Annotated in this window: 20 protein-coding genes; 18 read left to right on the top strand and 2 right to left on the bottom strand. The window is 39.9% G+C overall.

Annotated features, from left to right (window positions below; translation table 11 throughout):
• The first annotated feature begins 48 nt into the window (after nt 1-48).
• From M1D60_RS19975 to M1D60_RS19920, 12 genes are all read left to right on the top strand, one after another.
• A complete protein-coding gene (locus tag M1D60_RS19975; RefSeq protein WP_456276577.1) occupies nt 49-291 on the top strand; it encodes a hypothetical protein in 243 nt (80 codons plus the stop codon).
• A gap of 301 nt (nt 292-592) precedes the next feature.
• On the top strand, nt 593-2,080 hold the full coding sequence (locus M1D60_RS19970) for a phytoene desaturase family protein (protein WP_456279500.1): 1,488 nt from the start codon (nt 593-595) through the stop codon (nt 2,078-2,080).
• Entirely contained in the window at nt 2,071-3,516 is a 1,446-nt protein-coding gene (locus tag M1D60_RS19965) for a phytoene desaturase family protein (protein WP_456276576.1), read from the top strand. The genes M1D60_RS19970 and M1D60_RS19965 overlap by 10 nt, the downstream gene beginning before the upstream one ends.
• Nucleotides 3,513-4,376: a phytoene/squalene synthase family protein gene (locus M1D60_RS19960; protein ID WP_456276575.1), complete on the top strand. Its 864-nt coding sequence runs from the start codon at nt 3,513-3,515 to the stop codon at nt 4,374-4,376. Before M1D60_RS19965 ends, M1D60_RS19960 begins: the two co-directional genes overlap by 4 nt.
• Nucleotides 4,377-4,428: 52 nt before the next feature.
• Nucleotides 4,429-5,469: a type 2 isopentenyl-diphosphate Delta-isomerase gene (gene fni / locus M1D60_RS19955; RefSeq protein WP_456276574.1), complete on the top strand. Its 1,041-nt coding sequence runs from the start codon at nt 4,429-4,431 to the stop codon at nt 5,467-5,469.
• Between the two features lie 133 nt (nt 5,470-5,602).
• Nucleotides 5,603-6,520 carry a MerR family transcriptional regulator gene (locus M1D60_RS19950; protein WP_456276573.1) on the top strand — a complete coding sequence of 306 codons (918 nt, stop codon included), beginning with the start codon at nt 5,603-5,605 and terminating at the stop codon, nt 6,518-6,520.
• Nucleotides 6,521-6,702: 182 nt separating this feature from the next.
• Nucleotides 6,703-7,590 (top strand): alpha/beta hydrolase, encoded by an 888-nt coding sequence (locus M1D60_RS19945; protein ID WP_456276572.1) that lies wholly within the window; start codon nt 6,703-6,705, stop codon nt 7,588-7,590.
• 133 nt (nt 7,591-7,723) lie between these two features.
• A complete protein-coding gene (locus M1D60_RS19940) occupies nt 7,724-8,620 on the top strand; it encodes a phytoene/squalene synthase family protein (protein WP_456276571.1) in 897 nt (298 codons plus the stop codon).
• Entirely contained in the window at nt 8,610-10,112 is a 1,503-nt protein-coding gene (locus M1D60_RS19935; protein WP_456276570.1) for a phytoene desaturase family protein, read from the top strand. Before M1D60_RS19940 ends, M1D60_RS19935 begins: the two co-directional genes overlap by 11 nt.
• Entirely contained in the window at nt 10,105-11,496 is a 1,392-nt protein-coding gene (locus M1D60_RS19930) for an aldehyde dehydrogenase family protein (protein WP_456276569.1), read from the top strand. The genes M1D60_RS19935 and M1D60_RS19930 overlap by 8 nt, the downstream gene beginning before the upstream one ends.
• Nucleotides 11,497-11,559: 63 nt before the next feature.
• On the top strand, nt 11,560-13,098 hold the full coding sequence (locus M1D60_RS19925; protein WP_456276568.1) for a phytoene desaturase family protein: 1,539 nt from the start codon (nt 11,560-11,562) through the stop codon (nt 13,096-13,098).
• A 39-nt stretch (nt 13,099-13,137) separates the two neighbouring features.
• Nucleotides 13,138-14,244: a glycosyltransferase family 2 protein gene (locus M1D60_RS19920; protein WP_456276567.1), complete on the top strand. Its 1,107-nt coding sequence runs from the start codon at nt 13,138-13,140 to the stop codon at nt 14,242-14,244.
• Between the two features lie 570 nt (nt 14,245-14,814).
• Here M1D60_RS19920 and M1D60_RS19915 read toward each other — a convergent pair.
• Nucleotides 14,815-15,378 carry a glycerol-3-phosphate responsive antiterminator gene (locus tag M1D60_RS19915; protein WP_456276566.1) on the bottom strand — a complete coding sequence of 188 codons (564 nt, stop codon included), beginning with the start codon at nt 15,376-15,378 and terminating at the stop codon, nt 14,815-14,817.
• 266 nt (nt 15,379-15,644) lie between these two features.
• Here M1D60_RS19915 and M1D60_RS19910 point away from each other — a divergent pair, with 266 nt between their 5' ends.
• The 5 genes from M1D60_RS19910 to M1D60_RS19890 are packed head-to-tail and all read left to right on the top strand — an operon-like array spanning nt 15,645 to nt 20,271.
• The gene (locus M1D60_RS19910) at nt 15,645-16,451 is read left to right on the top strand and encodes an HAD-IIA family hydrolase (RefSeq protein ID WP_456276565.1); all 807 of its coding nucleotides are present in this window, start codon (nt 15,645-15,647) and stop codon (nt 16,449-16,451) included.
• A gap of 15 nt (nt 16,452-16,466) precedes the next feature.
• Nucleotides 16,467-17,246 carry an endonuclease/exonuclease/phosphatase family protein gene (locus M1D60_RS19905; protein ID WP_456276564.1) on the top strand — a complete coding sequence of 260 codons (780 nt, stop codon included), beginning with the start codon at nt 16,467-16,469 and terminating at the stop codon, nt 17,244-17,246.
• Nucleotides 17,247-17,266: 20 nt separating this feature from the next.
• The gene (locus tag M1D60_RS19900) at nt 17,267-18,532 is read left to right on the top strand and encodes an ABC transporter substrate-binding protein (protein ID WP_456276563.1); all 1,266 of its coding nucleotides are present in this window, start codon (nt 17,267-17,269) and stop codon (nt 18,530-18,532) included.
• 60 nt (nt 18,533-18,592) lie between these two features.
• Complete coding sequence (locus tag M1D60_RS19895) at nt 18,593-19,453, top strand: carbohydrate ABC transporter permease (RefSeq protein WP_456276562.1); 861 nt, start codon at nt 18,593-18,595, stop codon at nt 19,451-19,453.
• Complete coding sequence (locus M1D60_RS19890; protein WP_456276561.1) at nt 19,453-20,271, top strand: carbohydrate ABC transporter permease; 819 nt, start codon at nt 19,453-19,455, stop codon at nt 20,269-20,271. Before M1D60_RS19895 ends, M1D60_RS19890 begins: the two co-directional genes overlap by 1 nt.
• A 231-nt stretch (nt 20,272-20,502) precedes the next feature.
• Here the strand turns inward: M1D60_RS19890 and M1D60_RS19885 are convergent, their stop codons facing one another.
• The gene (locus M1D60_RS19885; protein ID WP_456276560.1) at nt 20,503-20,781 is read right to left on the bottom strand and encodes a hypothetical protein; all 279 of its coding nucleotides are present in this window, start codon (nt 20,779-20,781) and stop codon (nt 20,503-20,505) included.
• 371 nt (nt 20,782-21,152) lie between these two features.
• Here M1D60_RS19885 and M1D60_RS19880 point away from each other — a divergent pair, with 371 nt between their 5' ends.
• Nucleotides 21,153-21,272, top strand: coding sequence for a DUF4023 domain-containing protein (locus M1D60_RS19880; protein ID WP_456276559.1), 120 nt, complete (start codon nt 21,153-21,155; stop codon nt 21,270-21,272).
• The last annotated feature ends 6 nt before the right edge of the window (nt 21,273-21,278 follow it).

Raw genomic sequence — 21,278 nt, 5'->3', positions numbered from 1 at the left:
GCCTTGATTCGAGAAATGAAACCAATTATTGAAAGGGAGGGTTCAGTCGTGGGATTATCAATCGAAGATACAGTCCTAGGTCAGTACCTGTTAAATGAAGCGAGAGAAAAGGCGAAAAAAGAGGGTAGAGAAGAAGGTAAAGCACAAGGAAGAGAAGAAGGAAGAGAACTAGGAAGAAGAGAACAAAAGGTTGAAACTGCGAAAAAATTATTACAGTTTAATGTGAGTTTGGAAGCCATTATCGAGGCAACCGGTTTAACCAAAGAGGAAATAAATAAATTAAGAAATTAGGATGAAATCAAAGAAGGGATATCCCTTCTTTTTTTGGGTAAATGTTTAGATAGTTTTTGGATTGCTGAAGATAAGAGTGTCTTCAGCTTTTTTTATTTGGATGAATTGAAGGGAAATGGATTCTGTTCCTTTTGCTATATGAGACAAAGTCCCTGTCCCCATGGCAAGAAAAGAAAACATTATACAAACATTATACATTTGTATATAATGTTTGTATAAGATTGATGGAGGATTGATAAATTTGACAAAGAGGAAAAAGGTCGCCGTGGTTGGTGCAGGTCCTGGTGGGTTAGCGGTTTCTATGCTTCTTTCCGCACAGGGCTATGAGGTGAATGTGTATGAAAAGCAGCCAGTCATCGGTGGCAGGACGTCAAAACTCACGCTTGGTGATTACAGCTTTGATTTAGGTCCCACATTCTTTATGATGCCTTCCATCCTTGAAGAATTATTTCAGATGAGTGGACGTCGTTTGCAGGATTATATGGATCTTCAGGAAATGGATCCGTTATATACATTGAAATTTGGAGACATGACCTTTTCTCCATCGAGAAACAAGGAAAAGATGAGAGCGGAAATGGAAGAAAAGTTCCCAGGTAGCTTCTCTGGTTATGAGAAATTTATGAAGGTAGAAGGGGAGAAGTTTGACCGCGTTACCCCATTACTTCAGCAGCCTTTTACGAAGCTGACCGATTTTATTACAGGAAATATGGTGAGAGCGTTACCTAAGTTAAATGCGCTTGATACCGTATATAACCGTTTATCTACATACTTTAAAGACGAACGCCTTAAATGGGCGTTTTCCTTCCAAGCCAAATATTTGGGAATGTCTCCGTGGGAATGTCCTGGCACCTTTACGATTCTTTCTTATCTTGAGCATCGATACGGGCTTTTTCACCCCATTGGTGGAGTAAACCAATTGTGTAAGGCAATGGCAACCGTGATCGAAGAATATGGAGGGAAGATTCATACAGATACCGGTGTACAAAGAGTGCTAGTGGAAGGAGGAAAAGCGGTAGGAGTTAGGTTAGAGAGTGGAGAAACCGTGATGAGCGATGACGTTATTATAAACGCCGACTTTGGTCATGCCGTTACGACCCTTTTTGATCAATCAGATTTGAAGAAGTATCGAAAGGAAAATGTAGAAAAGAAGAAGTTATCGTGTTCTACATTCATGTTGTATTTAGGTGTGAATAAACAACTAAACCTTCCACATCATATGATTATTTTTGCGGATGATTATCAGAAAAACGTGGAAGAAATGACGAAAACGTTGAAATTATCGGAAAATCCATCCATTTATGTTCACAATCCATCTAAAACCGATCCAACCCTGGCTCCAAAAGGGAAATCCTCTCTCTACGTATTAATGCCAGTGCCGAATTTAACGGCTGATATTGATTGGAATGTTGAAAAAGAGAAGGTAAGAGAGCAAATGCTATCCATCTTGGAGCAAGAGCCAGAGCTACAAGACATTCGCAACTCTATTGAAGTGGAGAAAATAATATCTCCTCTGGAATGGCAAAACGAGGTGTATGTATACAAGGGAGCGACGTTTAATTTGGCGCATAGCCTCGACCAAATGATGTATTTCAGGCCGCATAACCAATTTGAAGATGTTGGTCATTGTTTTTTAGTTGGGGGAGGGACCCACCCAGGTAGCGGTCTGCCAACCATTTTTGAATCAGCCCGAATTAGCGCAAATCTAATAAACAAGCAATATGGAAAGAAAGAAGTCTATTTCACACAAGAAGATGCGTTACAAAAAGAGGAGACGCCATTATGGAAATAGGAATTGTAGGAGCAGGAGTAGGTGGACTTGTAACAGCGCTATTACTTGCTAAACAAGGAAACTCTGTCACCATATTTGAGAAGGAAGCCTTCTTAGGAGGTAGACTAACGTCTCATGGAAATGAGCGTTATCGAATTGATCAAGGACCAACGATTGTCCTTTTGCCAGATTTATTGAAGGAAATCCTTCAGGAAGCTGGGATACCAGAAGAAGAATTAGAGCTCATTCCTTGTGACCCACTTTACGATATTCATTTTAATGATGGAACTACATATACAAAGTTTAGAGATCTGCCTACTCAGCTAGCCGAAATAGAGAGATTGTTCCCAGGAGAGTCCGATCACTTTCTTCGTTATCTTTCTGACATGTCTCGTGTCTATCGACTAGGAATGAAAGCCTTTCTAAGCAAGACCTTTAAAAGAAAGCGAGATTTTCTAACACTCGAAAACATGAAGCTATTAGTTGATTCAAAGGCCTATAAAGATTTGAAAAGCTTTAATGCTTCCTACTTTTCACAATCAAAGCTTCAAGAGGCATATTCCTTACAATCCCTATACATTGGCGGTTCTCCACTAGAGGTACCAGGACTGTATGGATTGGTCTCTTATAGTGAGCACGCTTTTGGTATTTGGTATGTAAAGGGCGGTTATCACAGTCTAATACCAATGCTAGAGAGAGCCTGTAAACGAATGGGAATTAAGATTCATGTCGATGCAAAGGTAGAGCGCCTTCAAATTGAACAGAAAGTGTGCAAAGGGTTAGTGGTGAACAACGAGGATTACCGTTTTGACGCAGTCGTTTTCAATGGTGATTTCCCAAATTTATATCCTATGATAAAAACAAGTGAACGTAAGAAGAACTTTAAACCTTCATCGGGCTGTATCTTAGTATATCTAGGAGTGGAGAAACGGTTTCCGGCGATGAAAGCTCATCAATTTTACTTACCTGAAGACTTTGAAAAGAATATGAAGCAAGTATTTAAAACAAAGCAACTGCCGGATGATCCTTCCTTTTATATCTTTAATCCTGTCGCCTTAGATGAAGAGGCAGCACCTCCTGGAGAAAGTGTCCTTTACTTCCTTGTTCCGGTACCTTCTGGCGAGGACATTGAATGGGAAACGGAAGCACCTGCACTTGTCGAAAAAGTGATCCAAAAGGCTGAAGAGAGACATTTTAACGGGTTACGAGAATCAATCAGATGGATAGAGATCCGAACGCCTAAAGATGCGATAAAAGATGGTCTATTTCAAGGTGGGAGCTTTGGTATTGCGCCAACTCTTTTTCAGTCAGGAGGATTCAGACCTCAACTATCCCCGTACAACATTGAACGGCTATATAGTGTGGGTGCCTCTGTTCACCCTGGAGGCGGGGTTCCCATTGTACTACAAGGGGCACGTATCTTAAGTGAATTAATGAAAAAGGAGCTGGGAGCATGATTCATTCTAAATGGATACAAGAGTGTGAAAAAATGATGAAGAAAGGCTCTGCAAGTTTTTACGAGGCTTTTCGGTTTCTTCCTTCCCCAAGAAAAGAAGCAGTATTTGTCATTTACGCATTCTGTAGATTAATAGACGACTCTGTTGATGAGCCTGAAAATGCACCATATACACTTGAAAAACTAGAAGAGCAATTTAAACATCTTGAGACAGCAGATGGGCACTTTATTTGGCCTTCATTAAGGTGGTTGTTTGCAAACTTTCCTATTGATCAAGAGCCATTTTTAAAGCAAATGTCGGGTCAACGAATGGACTTATCGCTCACACACTATCAATCAATGGAGCAATTAGAAATGTATTGTGAAAAAGTAGCTGGCTCTGTTGGTGAAATGCTTCTACCCGTTCTTCATGATTCGCCGACCCTAGAAGTGCAAAAGGCAGGAATTCAGCTCGGGAAAGCGATGCAAATTGTCAACATTATTAGAGATGTCGGAGAGGATTTAAACAGAGGCCGCCGTTATATTCCGGATGAATGGCTGTCAGCGTATCAATATACTGATACTGAATTTGAAGAGATGACGGTCAATTTTAGGTTCAAGAAAATGATCAATGGTTTGATGGACCTTGCGTGGAGTTGGTTTGAAGAGGGGTTGTCAGACATCGAATCCTATCCAACAGAAAGTGCGTTTTCAATTAAACTAGCATCCAACTATTATGCTGCCATAATGGAAGCGGTCAAAATGAATGAATATCAGGTGTATACAAAACGAGCCGTCGTGAGTGATAAGAAGAAAAAAGCAATCTACTTAACAACCCTACATAGTGCTTTAGAGGGTGTTAACCAATCGATTGAAGCTTAATTATTTGTTTGCAAAAACCATGATCTAATTATCGTGAGAGGGAGGGAGATCATTGAAACAACGTGATGATGTGAACAAGAGAAAAGCAGATCATATCCAGATTTGTCTTAATGACGATGTGAAAGGAAGAGGAATTACAACAGGATTCGAGCAATTTTCATTTATCCACCAAGCTCTTCCTGAGGTGGATTTTACAGAAATTAACGTGGAGACTTCTTTCCTTGAAAAGAAAGTGGCTACTCCATTTCTCATCAGCTCGATGACCGGAGGAACCGAAAAGGCGATGACCATTAACCAAAACCTCGCTATCGCAGCAGAAGAAAAAGGATGGTCATTTGGCGTAGGATCAGGAAGAGCTGCAATCGAGGATCCTGAAAGAGCCTATACCTTTCGAATACGAAAGTACGCACCAAGCATTCCAATCATTGCGAATGTCGGGGCTGTGCAGCTTAATTATGGCTTCGGCGTTGACGAATGCAAAAAAATAGTCGATTTAGTTGAAGCTGATGCCTTAGTTCTCCATTTAAACAGTCTACAGGAATTAATTCAGCCTGAAGGAAATACAAACTTCCGTGGGTTATTCCAAAAAATTGAAGAGCTTTGTCAATCATTCCATCTACCAATCGGTGTGAAAGAGGTAGGGTGGGGAATTAATGGTAAATTAGCTCATCAATTATTTGATATAGGCATTTCATTTATAGATGTGGCTGGTGCAGGCGGAACGAGCTGGAGTCAGGTCGAAAAATTTCGCTCCACTGATCCGCTAAAACGTGCAGTAGCTGATGCGATTAGTGGCTTTGGCATACCAACGTCGGAATGTCTTCTTGATATCAAACAACATGAACATACCGGAACGATTATTGCTAGTGGCGGGCTCACCAATGGAGTAGAAGCAGCAAAGGCTATTGCGCTAGGTGCCGATCTTGCTGGTTTTGGTCGCTCCATCTTAGCAGAGGCCGTAACGTCGGAAAGGGCATTAATCGAGCGTTTCACGCAAACAGAATACGAATTAAAAGCAGCGATGTTTAGCATTGGAGCATCTTCCATCAACGAGTTGAAGAACACTTCATCTATAAAGCGAATGAGATACTAGTTTAAAAGACCGCTCCCTAGAAGTTTGAGAGAGTTTAGAAGAAGACCAATGTCTGGTGGCAACGAGAGGGATAGTTGATACATGTAAAGTATGTCCGGTCTTTCCTATGCTTTAAAGAAAGGTATGTTAAACCATGAATATAGAAAAACCTTTATATTTCATTCAGCAAGTTTCTGAAATAACAGGTTTGTCCAAGCTCGTCATTCGGAAATGGGAGGAACGGTATCAAATTGTCAGTCCGAAACGACTTGACAATGGATACAGAGTCTACACAGAAGCAGATGTAAACAAAATCCTTTCAGTAAAAGGTTTAACCGAAAAAGGGTACTCGGTGAAGCAGGCTGCCTTGATCATTGACAACATTGAAACAAAACCAGAACCAACACTCGTAACTCCTGACAGGCAAACGAAGTCTCAACCTCCAGCAACCAATGATTATGTAATGGAACTAATAAAGGAAGGCACAAGCTGTCATGAAGCCGGTATGAACTATATTTTTCAGCAGGCTTATCATGAGAAAGGAATAGAGTATTTTATCCATTCAGTTGCCTTTCCTTTTTTACTTGAGATCGGAAACAGGTGGGGAACAGGAGAATGGGAGGAGTATCAGGAAGCCATCGCGAGTATGACGTTGAGGGATTTTCTGATCGAACTTCGTAGAAATTTTATCGTTCGAACAGAAGCACCAACTCTACTAGGTGCATGTCTTCCATACGAAAAACATGAGATTCCGGTCATGCTCATTCTTTTGCAGGCCATGGTGAAGGGATGGAAAACCATGTTAATCGGAGCATCGCCTGCCCAAGGCTCTATTGAAAACACTGTTCAAAAGCTCCTCCCAGATCGAGTCATTCTATCAGCAACCACCACGACCCCATTCGAGCAGGATCCTAATGCCTTGCTCAAATTAGACCAATTTGCAGGAACCTGCAAGAAAACTGATTTCTACCTAGGTGGACCTGGGGCAGTCGAATATATGTCAAACAGTAATATGAAGCTAGAGTATATTACACTTTCTCGGTCTTTAAATCAGTTGTTAGAAATAAAATGATCTTTTGCGGGGAGAAAGAGGGAATAAGTAAAGACGTTATATATACATAAAACTCGTCCACTCATTCATATAATCTATCAACACAATGGAGGGACTGCAGGCTTCCTGACTAATAGTATTAATGGTTGGAGTATAAATGTGTTTCATTAAAGTCAAAATGGTAAAAAAGTGAGGTTACACGAATGTTCACTGTTATGATTGCAAGATTACTGCGTCTACTTCCTAATGAAGCAAAAAAGACACCGATGATTCCCTTGCAACAAGTGAAAATGAAAAAAGATGTGGTAGTCGAAACATCTGTTCAACGAACGAATATTTCCTTGTACTATCCCTTAGAAGCAAGACATAACAAGTTCCCTGTCTATATTAATTTTCATGGTGGAGCGTTCATTATGCATGAAAAAGAGATGGATGATCCATATTGCCGCTACCTGGCCAATCAGGGAGAATGTGTGGTTGTTAATGTCGATTATGTGAAAGCACCAGAGTACCCTTTTCCCAAACCGATTGAACAGGGCTATGAAATTCTTCAATGGATCAAGAGAAATGCCGATGATTTGAATATTGATGCGGAAAAAATGATGGTGGGCGGACAGAGTTCAGGGGCAAACATAGCAGCAGCTCTCTGTCTCTACTTAGAAGAGAAAGGGGAAAATCAGCCTCTGCTCCAAGTGCTGTCCTGCCCGATGCTAGATTTTTCCACCCCGCATGCAGATAAACCCGAACCGGATAAGTGGCGTGCCCGATATCCTCAAGTAGCCCATTTTTTGAACATGTGCTATGTACCTGACAAAGGACAAGCGGAACAGCCTCTCGCTTCCCCTGTTCGTGCTGAGATGAGTGGCCGCTTAGCTTCTGCCCTTATTCTCATAGCGGAGTACGACGCATTCAGGCCAGAAGCCGAATGTTATGCTGAGAAATTAAAAACATCTGGGATAACCGTTCAAGAAGAGATATTTAAAGATTGTAAGCATGCTTTTACCCATCTAGGCCCAAAAGAAAAAGCAGAAGAAGCATGGAAGCTTGTCGCAAGGAAACTCAGGGAAGTGGCTGAATCCACTGGAAGTTGAGGAACTTTCTTCGATCAAGTTTTTAGGCGGGTAAAGCAATAAGTGTAAAGTTGTAGACTTGGCTCAGAAAAAAAGGTCAATCGACGGTTTAGCGTAGTACATGATCTGGAAATAGACCTAAAAGGAGATGGATATGGAAACAGAGCAAAGGCAAGCGGATTTTGATTATTGTGAAAGTATGATAAAAAAACATTCCAAAAGCTTTTACTATGCATTTTCACAACTCCCTTCTGAAAAAGCAAATGCCGTTTATGCGATCTATGCTTTTTGCAGAACGGCAGATGAATGTGCAGATGGAAACTACTCGTCCATAGAAAAGACTAGGCTTTTGAGACAATTAAAGAAAGAACTAGATTTGTTCAATGATGGAGCTGAAATAGACAAACCACTCTGGCGCGCACTCAGACACGTATTTAATACGTACGATATGGATATCAACCCCTTTTATGACCAGCTAACTGGGCAATCCATGGATCTATCATTTACAACCCCGAGTACCATGAATGAACTGGAAAAATACAGTTACTATGTAGCGGGGTCTGTCGGTTTAATGCTCTTGCCTATTATCGCTTCGAAATCTTCGGAGGATTTGCGTGTAGCCGTAACAAATCTTGGCGTTGCCATGCAAATAACGAACATCCTCCGTGATATTGGTGAAGATTACCATGAGAAAAATCGTATTTATCTACCAGTAGAAGAATTAAGTCATTTTCAATATTCACAGGTTGATTTACATAATAGCTTAATTAATGATCACTTCATCAACCTATGGGAGAAACTTGCTACACGTGCAGAAGCTTTATATGAAGGGTTTTTAGTAAACGTAGAGCTGCTGGATGGTGATAGCCGAGTCCCTGTTTATCTGTCTGCTCATATATACAGAAGCATACTTGATACTGTACGGAACAATGGCTATCAGTGTCTAACGAAACGGAATTATGTGACAAAAGATAAAATGGACCAAATCAATACTGCAGCGAACAGAATTTCTTATTTACGAGAAGGAGAGGCAAAAACAGGTGAAAACTAAAAATAAAAACGTACTAGTGATCGGAGGAGGACTCGGAGGACTGTCGGCTGCGATTTCACTTCAGCAGGCAGGATACGATGTCTCCTTATATGAAAAAAATAATCATATTGGTGGAAAGCTGAACCGGCTAGATCAGGATGGTTTCGGTTTTGATTTGGGTCCATCGATTCTCACAATGCCTCAAATCTTTGAAAAATTGTTTGCTGCCAGTGGGAAATCAATGAAGGACTACGTCCAAATTGAAAAGCTGGATCATCAATGGCGCTCCTTTTTCCCGGATGGAAAAATCATAGACTTATATGAAGATTTGAAGGAAATGCAAGAGAAGAATGCATCTCTGAGTGAAAAGGATATGCGTGAATATCAGGATTTACTTCACTATTCGAAAAGACTTTATGATGCGACGGATCAAACCTATTTTCAGCATGGTGTGGATCGAACGAGAGAAATCATGAAACATATGGGCCTGTTCTCTGCTATTAAGAACTTTGATCTGTTTTCTACCGTTCATGGAGCGATTGATAAACGAATTAGTAATGAACAGTTCCGCGATATGCTATCCTACTTCATCAAGTACGTGGGTTCGTCCCCTTACGATGCACCGGCTGTCTTGAACATGATGATCTACATGCAACATGACCAAGGTGTATGGTATGTACCCGGCGGTTTGAATAAACTGGCGGATGGTTTGGTGAAGTTAGCGGATGAAGTAGGTGTTCGTTTCCACCTTGGCAAAAGTATCGCCAAGCTTGAAAAAAAGAACGGCGAAATCACAGGAGCACTTTTGGAAGACGGGACAAAGCTAACAGCAGATTATTATGTTTCTAATATGGAAGTCATCCCGGTTTACGAACGATTACTGGAGGAAGACAGCCAGTTTGTAAACAAATTAAAGAAGAAATTTGAACCGGCTAGCTCGGGTCTCGTCATGCATTTGGGCGTGAAAAAGAGCTATCCACAACTCCGCCATCATAATTTCTTTTTCGCAGAAAATATGAAGCAGCAAATGCAATCCATTTTCCATCGTCGTGAACTGCCGAATGATCCGGTTATTTATTTAGTCAACGTGAATAAAACAGATCCGTCGCAGGCTCCTGACGGACATGAAAATATAAAAGTACTACCTCATATTCCTTATATTCGTGATCAGAAACCTTTCACGCAACAGGAATATGAGCAATTTGCTGAGCGGACTCTAATTAAATTAGAAAAAATGGGCTTGCACGATTTGCGGGCTAATATCGTAACAAAAGATCTATGGACACCAGAGGATATTAGAAGGATGTATGGCTCTGACCGGGGTGCCATTTATGGAACCGTGTCAGACCGCAAGAAAAACAAAGGATTCAAGCATCCTAAACAAAGTGAACGCTATAGCAATCTATATTTTGTCGGTGGAACCGTAAACCCCGGCGGTGGAATGCCGATGGTCACCTTAAGCGGCCAGCTTGTAAGGGACAAAATCGTTCAGAGGGATTCACTACATGCTTGACCATGATTTTCTGAAGACATTACCGGTCATGCAGAAGGAGGACCTGTTGTCCACGGGAAGGCCCTCAATTGAAGACCGTAACAAACAGCTTTTGAAGCTGAAAACCATTATTATGGAGCATGAAGAGGCGTTAATCGAGGCCCTTCATTCAGATTTGGGAAAACCGGCCTTCGAATCCTTTTCATCTGAAATCGCTGTTCTATTGAACGAAGTCGAGTATGTATCCAAGCGTTTAGCAAAATGGAATCGGCCTGTCCGTTCCCAGCACCTTAAATTGGGGTATGTAGAAGCAATCAATAGAGTGAGGCATCCATATGGGAGTGTACTCATTATCGGTTCATGGAATTATCCGGTCCAGCTTACCTTGATGCCTGCAATTGGTGCAATTGCTGGAGGAAATCGCTGCGTAATCAAACCTTCTGAACATGCACCGGCAACGGCAGAACTGTTAAAAGAAATCATTAATAACTCATTTTCGCCTGAACAATTACACGTTGTGACAGGAGATGCAAAAACTGCGAGTGAGTTGACGTTAGCCCCTTTTGACCTGATTTTTTTTACAGGCAGTGAAAAGACTGGGAAAGTGGTGGCAGAGCAGGCAGCTAAGCAGCTTACACCGGTGATACTGGAACTCGGCGGGAAAAACCCATGTATTATGGATGAAACAGGTTTTTCAAAAGCAGCGATTAGGGAAATCGTCTGGGGGAAATTCCTTAACGCGGGACAAACCTGCATTGCACCGGATACCCTTTTTGTCCATCACTCCATTTATGAAAAAACGCTGGATGAAATTTCCGCGACGGTTTCCGCTTTCTACGGAGATCGGCCAGAGGAGAGTGGAGATTATGGCAGGATTTGTACTGATGCACATTTTCAAAAGATGGTAGAGTTGATCGGACAGGGAGTTGTCCGGCATGGTGGTGAGCATGATCGAAGCGATATGTTCATCGCCCCGACCGTGGTAACGGATATCAAACCCGGAAGTCCGATTTTGCAGGAAGAAATTTTCGGTCCGGTCCTTCCTGTCATTCCCTATACAGACTTAAAAACATTATTATCGAGTGGCAGGCTTCAGCGCGATACACTTACAGGGTATATATTCAGTAAAAACAAGAATCAAATTGAGCTGTTCAAGGAACATATGCGTTCACCAACCATCAGTGTTAATCAAGTGATCCAACATGCCGCAAGCCCCCATATCGCATTTGGAGGGGTTGGAAGAAGCGGATACGGTGCTTATCACGGTAAAACGGGTTTTCTAGCTTTTAGTTATGAGAAAACAGATTACAAAACGTATCATTACCTACGTTTTCAAGGTAAATTCCCGCCGTATTCCGACCGAAATATGCAAGCGTTGAAAAAGTTACGAAAGTGGCTGCTGTAATTACATAATTGAACATAATTGTGCTTTTCTACTTCAAGACTGTTAAGAAATGAGGGAATTTACATGAGTAAGAAGGTGATTGTCGTTGGAGCCGGTGTAGCGGGGCTTGCCAGTGCCATAAGGCTGCAGCATGCGGGTTATCAGGTGGAAATCTATGAAAAAGGTTTAATGCCCGGAGGCAAAATGAATCGGATTGAGCTGGATGGAGGGTATAAATTTGATTTGGGGCCAAGCATCGTGATGATGCCGGAGTTATATCGGGAACTATTTGAACTATGCGGCCGCAACCCTGATGATTACATTCCGATGGAAAAATTGGACCCGATTTATCGGGCTTATTTCAGTGATATTCCTGACCGGCCACTTGATATCTCCTCTGACCTAACCAAATTGACAAAGACGATCGAATCCATCAGCGAAGAGGACACGGCAGGCTTTTTTCAATATATGAATGAGATTTACAAACGCTTTGTCATCGCCAAGCATCACATTCTTCAAAGACCTTTCCGTAAAAGATCTGATTTTTATAACCTCGCGATGTTGAAGAAAGCAGTGAAACTGAAACCATACGACACGGCAGATGCGTTTGTAGGAAAATATATTAAAAATGAACGGCTGAAACAGTTGATCAGCTTTCAAACGTTATACATAGGTATTTCTCCTCTTACAAGTCCTTCTTTTTACACCATGATTCCGATGATTCAATTTCTATACGGAGTATGGTTTATAAAAGGAGGTATGTATACGATGGCTTTGGCCATGGAGAGGCTCTTCAAGGAACTTGGAGGAACCATTCACTATGGCAAGGATGTGCAGGAGATCACCGTTCACAATCGCAAAGCGGAAGGGATTACCGTGGATGGACAGAAAATCTCTTCGGATTATGTGGTTTGTAATGCAGATTTCCCATATGCGATGAAGCACTTGGTAAAAGACAAGCCTGCCAAAGGCAAATATACTGATAAGAAGATCGACAGCATGAAATACTCTTGTTCATGTTTTCTGTTATATCTCGGTATGGACCGGAAATATGAAGAAATTGACCATGTACATAATTTTATTTTCAACGAAAATCTTGATCAAAATTTGAAAGATATTTTTGATGGGAAGAAACTAACGAATGCCTCCTTTTATGTATACATTGCATCAAAAATGGACCCTTCCCTTGCGCCTGAGGGAAAGGATGGATTGTATATCCTGATGCCTGTGTCGGATGTAGCAACAGCAAATTACGAATGGGACGAGGAAACCATTTCTTATTATCGCAGTTATATTTTAAATGAGATGAAGAAGATCCGTGGCTTTGAAAACATTGAAAATGAGATTGTCACCGAAACGCATACCACACCATTGGATTTTAAATCGAAATTCAATGCCTATAATGGTGCCACGTTTGGGTTGCAGCCAATTTTGAAACAAAGCAACCACTATCGTCCGCAAAGCAAGGCGAGCCATTGTGAAAACTTGTACTTTACAGGAAGCAGCACACACCCCGGTGCGGGTGTCCCAATCGTGCTGTTATCCGCTAGAATTACCGCACAGGAACTGATCCAAGACGATACGGGAAATATGTTTGATTACTCAGTAAATCAGGGATTATAAAAGCTGTGTGCTGACACGCAGCGGGAGGGGGGATGTTTTATGACTGCTTTAGAGGTGATTAATCTCGGTATTGGATTTGTGACAATTATAATTGGCTTTATCATGTTCTGGTCTTTGCCAGTTCCTGTTTTCTCATCCAAATCTAAATCTGATCTACCATTTCTGTCCATCATTATTCCAGCCAGGAATGAAGAAGGCAGGATCTCACCGTTATTGCAATCATTGCAGGAGCAGCGTTTCAGGCAATTTGAAATTCTGGTTGTGGATGACGATTCATCTGACAATACTGCGGCTGTTGCGGAAAGCTACGGTGCAAGGGTTCTACGGAATACCGGGGCAGGAAAGTCATCAGCCTGCTGGCTCGGTGCCGAACAGGCGAAAGGAAGCTGGTTATTATTTTTAGACGCAGATACGAGATTCACCAGTGTGGATGGGTTACACAAACTGCTTCATTTCTATCAAGCAAAGGGAGCCAAGGGAATCACGGCCTTACAGCCATTTCATACCGTTGAGCGCTTGTATGAACACATCTCCGTTGTATTCAACATCATCGTCGTGGTAGGGATGAATCTATTTACGATTTGGGGATCGCGGTTTAAAACCGCTGGTTCATTCGGTCCATGCATCCTATGTAATAAAGAGGATTACTTTTTGTCTGGAGGTCATCAGAAAATCGAGGGAGCCATCATGGATGACCTGGCACTGGGAGAGGCGTTTCTTGAACAGGATCTCCCGGTTCGCTGCCTGGGCGGGAAAGGAATTATGTCTTTACGCATGTACCCAGAAGGTGTGGGAAGCCTGATCGAGGGCTGGTGCAAAAGTTTTGCCGTCGGTTCCAAGTCCACTCATCCACTTGTCATGCTGATGGTCATCTTCTGGATTTCCGGCAGTTTTATCGCGGCGGGAGCATTGATTACTTCCATTATCGAATGGAACCCTATCGCAATGCTAGTCAGTGGGTTGTTGTATATTCTGTATACGATTCAAACAGCATGGTTTGCCAGCAGGGTCGGTAATTTCGGATGGATGGTTTTCCCTTTTTATCCGATATTGTTTATGTGTTTCGTCGGAATCTATCTGTATTCCTTTGTTAGGGTGAATGTCTTCCATTCTGTGAGTTGGAAGGGGCGGAAGATTAAGGTTTGAATGAAACAAAGGGGACGGTTCAAGTGGTTAAACACCCCGCAAGCGTTTCACACAATGAAAACGATCCGCCTAAACTCTCTTGCCGGACACTGAGTCCTCTATTTCACCGATTTCTGATCGTTTTGGACTTGGTGCGGACATTGAGTCCTCTATTAAGGCAATTACAGGGAAAATGACTCGTTTTTGAGCAAATAGAGGACTCGTGGTCCACTTTGTCGGCAATTTCACCGATTATACTAGAAATAGAGGACTGAGGGTCCGCCTAGATTCCCATGTGGACACTGAGTCCTTTATTTCACACTGACCACAAAATAAATGAAGTGAAAGAACAAAAGTTTTTTTGAATAAGGAGACCCCTACAATGAAGAGTAAGGTGATTTTAATGAGATTCTTGCCACCTACAAAACAAAATGAAAGTTATTTGCAGTAATAGTCATGAGTGTGGGGGCAGTACCCTAAGTTTAGTTATGCAATAAATGAAATTCTTGAATGTAAAATACGAAGGATTAAGGGGCAGAAGAAGGTCTTGGGTAATTCAATTCCCTTTCTTCCCGATCCCGTTCCCTCTCCTTAGTACCTAGCATTCCAGAAGTCTTTTTTACTTAAGGATACACCGTCCGCACCACATTGAAAGGCTGCTTGAATTTGTTCCTTTGTTGAGATTAGGCCACCAACTATAATTGGCTTTTGAACTTCATGTTGAATGAAAGGTACAATTTGCGGAGCAATACCTGGCATGATTTCGACGGCATCCGGTTGGTTTTCTTTTATATTTTGAATGGCGGTATCTAAGGAACTGGTATCAATTAAAAAAATTCTCATAATGGTTTGAAGTCCTTCTTTTTTTGCAGAACGGATCATATTACTTTTAGTAGTAACAATTCCTGTAGGTTTAACGTTTTTCACTAAAAATTGAAAGGCTTCCTTGTCATTGGAAAGTCCCTTCATTAAATCAGTATGTATAAAAAAGGGTTTTGTTATTTTTGAAAAAAAAGATTGGTTGTCTAAGAAGAAGCTTAGTTTACTGTTCATTAAAGTCACAAAGCGAGCATTTGAATCTAGTGCTTCCTTGAAATCTTCTGGTTTTGCTGCAGCGATCATTCCCTGAGTTGATAATAGTTCTCTAACTTTCATATAATCAACCTCCTCTTATTTATAGTAGCACATTTTTATTAAGGGAATATTTACCGTAATTTACAAATTTCTCATAGATTCTTAATGACTTCTTTACATGAGTATTGTATAGTGAAAGTGTAATCAAGATAATATGGGCTGAGACGCCGTGGAGAGAGCCCTTCATGTTGAGTAGAAATTAACTAGATATATTATCTAGTAGAATTTTCTATGCATTCATGAAGGGCTCTCTTTTGTTTTGTCTGAAAGGGGGAAAAGTAAAAATTGTGAGCACATCTACGATTAATGCGGTCATTTTTGATTTAGATGGCACGATCTATGTAGGTAACCAAGCATTGCCTGGTGCCATCGAATCAATTAAAATGCTTAGAAGTATGAACAAAAGGATATTCTTTTTTTCTAATACTTCTATACGTACGCGACAAGAGGTCATCGAGCACTTATCCACTATTGGTATTGCTGTGGATTTGAATGAGGTGATTACAGCTGCGTACTTGTCCGCAAAATACTTGCAAAAATATGCACCTGATTCAAACGTCTATGTTATAGGAAATGATGCAGTGAAAAGCGAATTAAATGAACATGGAATAAATGTGATAGACCATGCACAGAAGGCTAGTCATGTTCTTGTCGGCCTAGATAAATTTTTTACCTATGAAAAGCTTAACAATGCAGCGAGGGCAGTTAGAAATGGTGCTACATTAATCGGAATTAATCCAGACCCCTATTGTCCAGTTGAGGACCAAAAAACCATTCCTGATACAGGGGCTCTCTTAAAAGCGATTGAGTGTGCAAGTGAGGTTTCATCCTCAATAATCATCGGAAAACCATCATTGTTTTTTGTTGAACAGCTTGTTGAGCATTTAGGCATAACGGAAGAAGAATGTTTGATGGTGGGTGATCGCATAGAAACTGATATTTTATTTGGAAATGATGCGAACATGAAAACATTACTTGTCCTGACTGGAGTGGCAAGAGAAGAGGATGTCGAAACTAGCACCATTAAACCAACCTATGTATTAAGCAATCTTACAAAATTCATAAATCATATTTTCCTGGCTACTCATAAATGATGGAAAAGGTGGACGATGATGGAATTAACTGCAATGAGCTTCAATCTACGATTACATGTACCGAATGATGGAGAAAATTCATGGCCTTACCGGGTTGACCGAGTTATTACGCTTATAAAAGAAATGAATCCAGCCATTATAGGGACACAGGAAGTGTTACCCATCATGATGGAAGATTTAGAGAAAGGCTTACCTTCCTATCGTAGTTTAGGAGAAGGAAGAGATAAGGAAGATTCTCAGTTTAATGAATATTGTCCAATCTATTACTCTGTTGAAGTGGTCCATTTACTTGAAAGTGGGACATTCTGGTTATCTGAGCAACCTGACGAAAAAGGCAGTATAAGCTGGAATGCGAAACATCCTAGAATCTGTTCATGGGGTCTATTTGAAAGCAAGGATGACTCAAAGACGATGTTCTATGTGTTCAATGTCCACTTAGATCATATTAGTCGAGAAGCAAGGGATAATGGAATAAAAGTAGTGAAAGAAGAAATTAGAAAAAAGCTAGAACAAACAAAGGCTGCTGTTATAATCATGGGTGATTTTAATGCCTATCCGGATGAGGAATGTGTGGTAGCACTAAAACAGAATTTTGTAGATGCCTACACATTTGTTTCTTCTGGGTCTTATGGATGTACTTTTCATAATTTTGAAGGAGTCACTGAGGGGCAACCTATTGACTATATCTTTGTTACAAAAGATATCACCATACAGGAAACTGAAATTATACGGAATCAAATACAAGATGGTTATCCATCAGACCACTATCCTGTAGTTACAAAACTTACATTATAAAATAGAAAGAGGGATGGAATATGAAAAAAAATGTATTAGGCATGTTAACTACTTTCTTAGCAGTCTCTGTATTTTTATCAGGTTGTAATGGCAGTACTGAAACAACGACAGAAGATGGAAACAGTAACGGCAGTGAGTCATCAGAGGTTGTGGAATTAGAATTATTTTCTACGAAAACAGAAAATCCTGAAACGTACCAACGATTAGTAGATAAATTTGAAGAAGAGAATCCCACTATTAAAGTAGAGGTTGTGTCACAACCAGATTCTACGACTGTATTAAAAACAAGATTAACGAAGGATGATTTACCTGATATTATTGCAATTGGTGGTAATCCAACATTTGGAGAGATTGCTCGTGCGGGTGTATTAAAGGATTTTTCCGATGATCCACTTGTAGATAATATTAATGATGAATTCCTAAACCAAGTAAAGAATATTGTCAGCTATGATGAAGAAAAGGTATACGGGCTGCCTTATGCAGGAAACGCAGTAGGTGTCATTTATAATAAGACAAAGTTTGAAGAACTAGGATTAGAGATTCCAACTACCTGGGATGAATTTATTGAAACGGCAGAAACCATTAAACAGAAGGGTGAAATGCCATTTTATCACACTTTTAAGGATGCATGGACCATTACATGCCCATGGAATGACCTTGTCATCAATATAGCTGGTGATGATTTTGCTGAAAAGAAAACAGCAGGTGAGGTAACGTTTGAAGACCGTTACAGTGAAGTAGCAGATAAGATGTTGAAGCTATTAGATTACAGCCATGATGATGTCCTTGGTAAGGCTTATGCAGATGGAAACCAGGCCTTTGCAAATGGGGAAAGTGTGATGTACTTACAAGGGAACTTTGCAGTACCTGAAATCAAGAAGTTTAACCCAGACATTGAATTAGGCATGTTTACATTACCAGCTTTAAATAATGCAGATGATAACATGTTTGTTGCAAGTATTGACGTACTATTTACAATGCCTGAAAATGCGGAGCACCCAGAAGAGACTATGAAGTTTATTGAATTTATGTATGAAGAACAAAGTGCTACTCAGTATTTAGAAGAGCAATTTGCCATTTCAGCGATGAAAAATATTGATTATATTGATCCAATTATGGAGCCTTTAAAGGATAAGCTTGCCAATAATATGATTCGTCAAGCACCTACACATTATTATCCAGCTGGATTCCCAGCAGCAGCAATGATTCAAGAATTTTTAGGAAACAAAGATAAAGATGCGTTCTTAAAGAAATTAGATGAAACATGGGATGCATCTGTGAAGTAAAGATAAAGGAACAGGGCATTTGAATAGATGCCCTGTTCGTTTATAAAGGAGTTTTAATCTATGGCAAATAAAAGAATCTTTTATTATATGACCATCCCGGCGATGCTATTATTTTTTATCTTTCAAACGTATCCTACTATACAAGGAATCTTTTATAGCTTTACGAACTGGAAGGGTTATGGAGATTGGGAGTTTGTGGGATTTGAAAATTTTATTCGGTTTTTTACAGATGACCGTACTCAACATTCATATGCATTTACTTTTCAATATTCCATTCTTTCCACCATACTCGTAAATATCATAAGCTTAGCTACAGCTATGGCTTTAAATGCAAATATTATGTTTAAGAAAACACTACGAGCTATTTACTTTTTACCAAATATATTAAGTGTCCTTATTGTAGGTTTTATATTTGGGTTTATATTTTCATATGCTGTTCCGGAACTGGCAAAGGATTTACACATCCCTTTTCTTGAAAAGAATATACTAGGGAATCAAAATCTGGCTTGGATTGGGATCGTTATTGTGGCAGTGTGGCAGGCAGTTGCCTTTAACACGATATTGTATTTAGCAGGTCTACAAACCATTCCAGCAGATTTGTATGAAGCGGCGAAAGTGGATGGTGCTTCTAAATGGTTAGAGTTTTGGAAAATCACGTTCCCATTAATTGCTCCGTTTTTCACTATCAATATTGTGTTAGCGATGAGGGAATTTTTGATGGCATTTGACCATATTGTTGCACTAACAAACGGAGGTCCAGGGACATCAACTGAATCAATCTCACTATTAATTTATAGAGGTGCATTTCAAGATGGTGACTTTGCTTACCAATCAGCAAATGCTGTTATCTATTTAATTGTGATTGTATGTATTTCTATCATTCAAATTTACTTCCTACAAAAAAGGGAGGTAGATTTATAGTGAAAACGAAGAAAAATTGGCCATTAACATTCCTTTTAATACTAGGAACATTAACGATTATAATTCCTCTTTATTTAACCGTTGTTGTTGCGTTGAAGACGCCCGTTGAAATGTCTCAATCGCTTTGGGCATTCCCGGAAGTACTTCATTTTGAAAATTTTACGGCAGCCATTGAAAAGACGAACTTCTTTAATGCGCTAAAGAACAGTACGATTGTCACTGTATGCTCCGTACTCATAACCGTTTTAACCAATTCAATGGTTGCCTATGCAATTGCTCGTAATATGCACAAGCGCTTTTTTAAAATTTTATATTACTACTTTGTGAGTGCCCTATTTATCCCGTTTCCTATACTAATGCTTCCACTAGTGAAGCAAATGAGCAACTTTGGATTAGACAATATGATTGGATTAATTCTTCTCTATGTTGTGTTCGGATTAGCATTTAATGTCTTCTTATATGTTGGGTACATTAAATCAATTCCTAAGGAATTAGAAGAAGCAGCCATTATGGATGGGGCAAGCACATGGACTATTTTCAGGAAGATTATCTTCCCATTATTGGCACCTATGAATGCGACCATTGCAATCTTAACCTGTTTAAAAGCATGGAATGACTTCCTATTACCATTAATTATTTTAAACGATAAAGAAGAAGCAACCTTACCGCTAGTTCAGTATGTATTTCAATCTGAATTTAGTGCCGATTACAATTTAGCTTTCTCCTCTTATATACTTGCATTACTACCAATGATTATTGTATATGTCTTTGCCCAGAAATGGATTATTGGTGGATTGACGCGAGGGGCAGTGAAGTAAACACGGGGACGGTTCTAATGCTTCCAAAAGGAGTAAGAGAACCGTCTTTTTGCCCTCTTAAAAGTTAGTTTGTTGAGGTGGAGGTCTAACCATGAAGGTATGTCCCTATCTTCTTATCATTGGGTCAAAGAATGGTCACATTATTGTTTCGTATTTTGAATATCTAATTTGAAGTTATTAATGAAGGAGAACATTGATGGTCAAAGTGGAATATTTTTAAGAAAATACAAATTACAATTGATTTAATTGTTCAATTTTTGATTCTACATTGAAGACACGTTTGTTAAGTACTTCTATTTGAGAATCATGTTCTTTGTTTTTACTATTAATTTGTTTCAACATGCCTGTCATATCTTTAGGTTGGTCATTTTCAATTCGGGACAATGTTCGTTCAATACGATCTAATTTTTCTAACTTTTTGTTTGTTTCACTTCTGAATACATTGAATTCTTCTTTGAAATTGCCAAGAATGTTGATGATCATTTCTAATTTTTTATCCATTTCACTCATATTCATTCACTCCTTTCATGTTACGAATTATTTAATATGGTTATTATATCATAGAAAGATGAAATGATAACGTGGAGCAACATAGAATGAAGGATTACTTTATGGCAAGTTGCCAGCTGGAATACATGTTTTTCGATATGTCTTATAAGCTTGAAGAATGGCCAGTCCAAGAAGAAGTTACAACAGTTTAAGTTGTTAGATAGAGGGACTTCATGAATGTCGAGATTTTGAATGATCAGATGATCCTCTAGCTTTAAGTCTTGAGTCAAAATACTAGGCATAGTTTTTCCTCCATTAGCCTTTCAACATGCATGTTATTGACAAAAATGGATAGATTATATCGTATCACCATTTGTGAAGGAGGAATTGTAATGGAGGATACTAAGAAATTCGTGGATCACTTACATGAAAAGCAAGCAAAGGATGAGCAAAATAGAAAGACGCAAGGGAAAGGCCATCCGGAACAAAAACTACCGAATAAACAACATTAGTCTTAG

The organism is Bacillus sp. AK128 (genome assembly GCF_053903075.1).
This window is presented reverse-complemented; position numbering and strand designations above follow the sequence as displayed.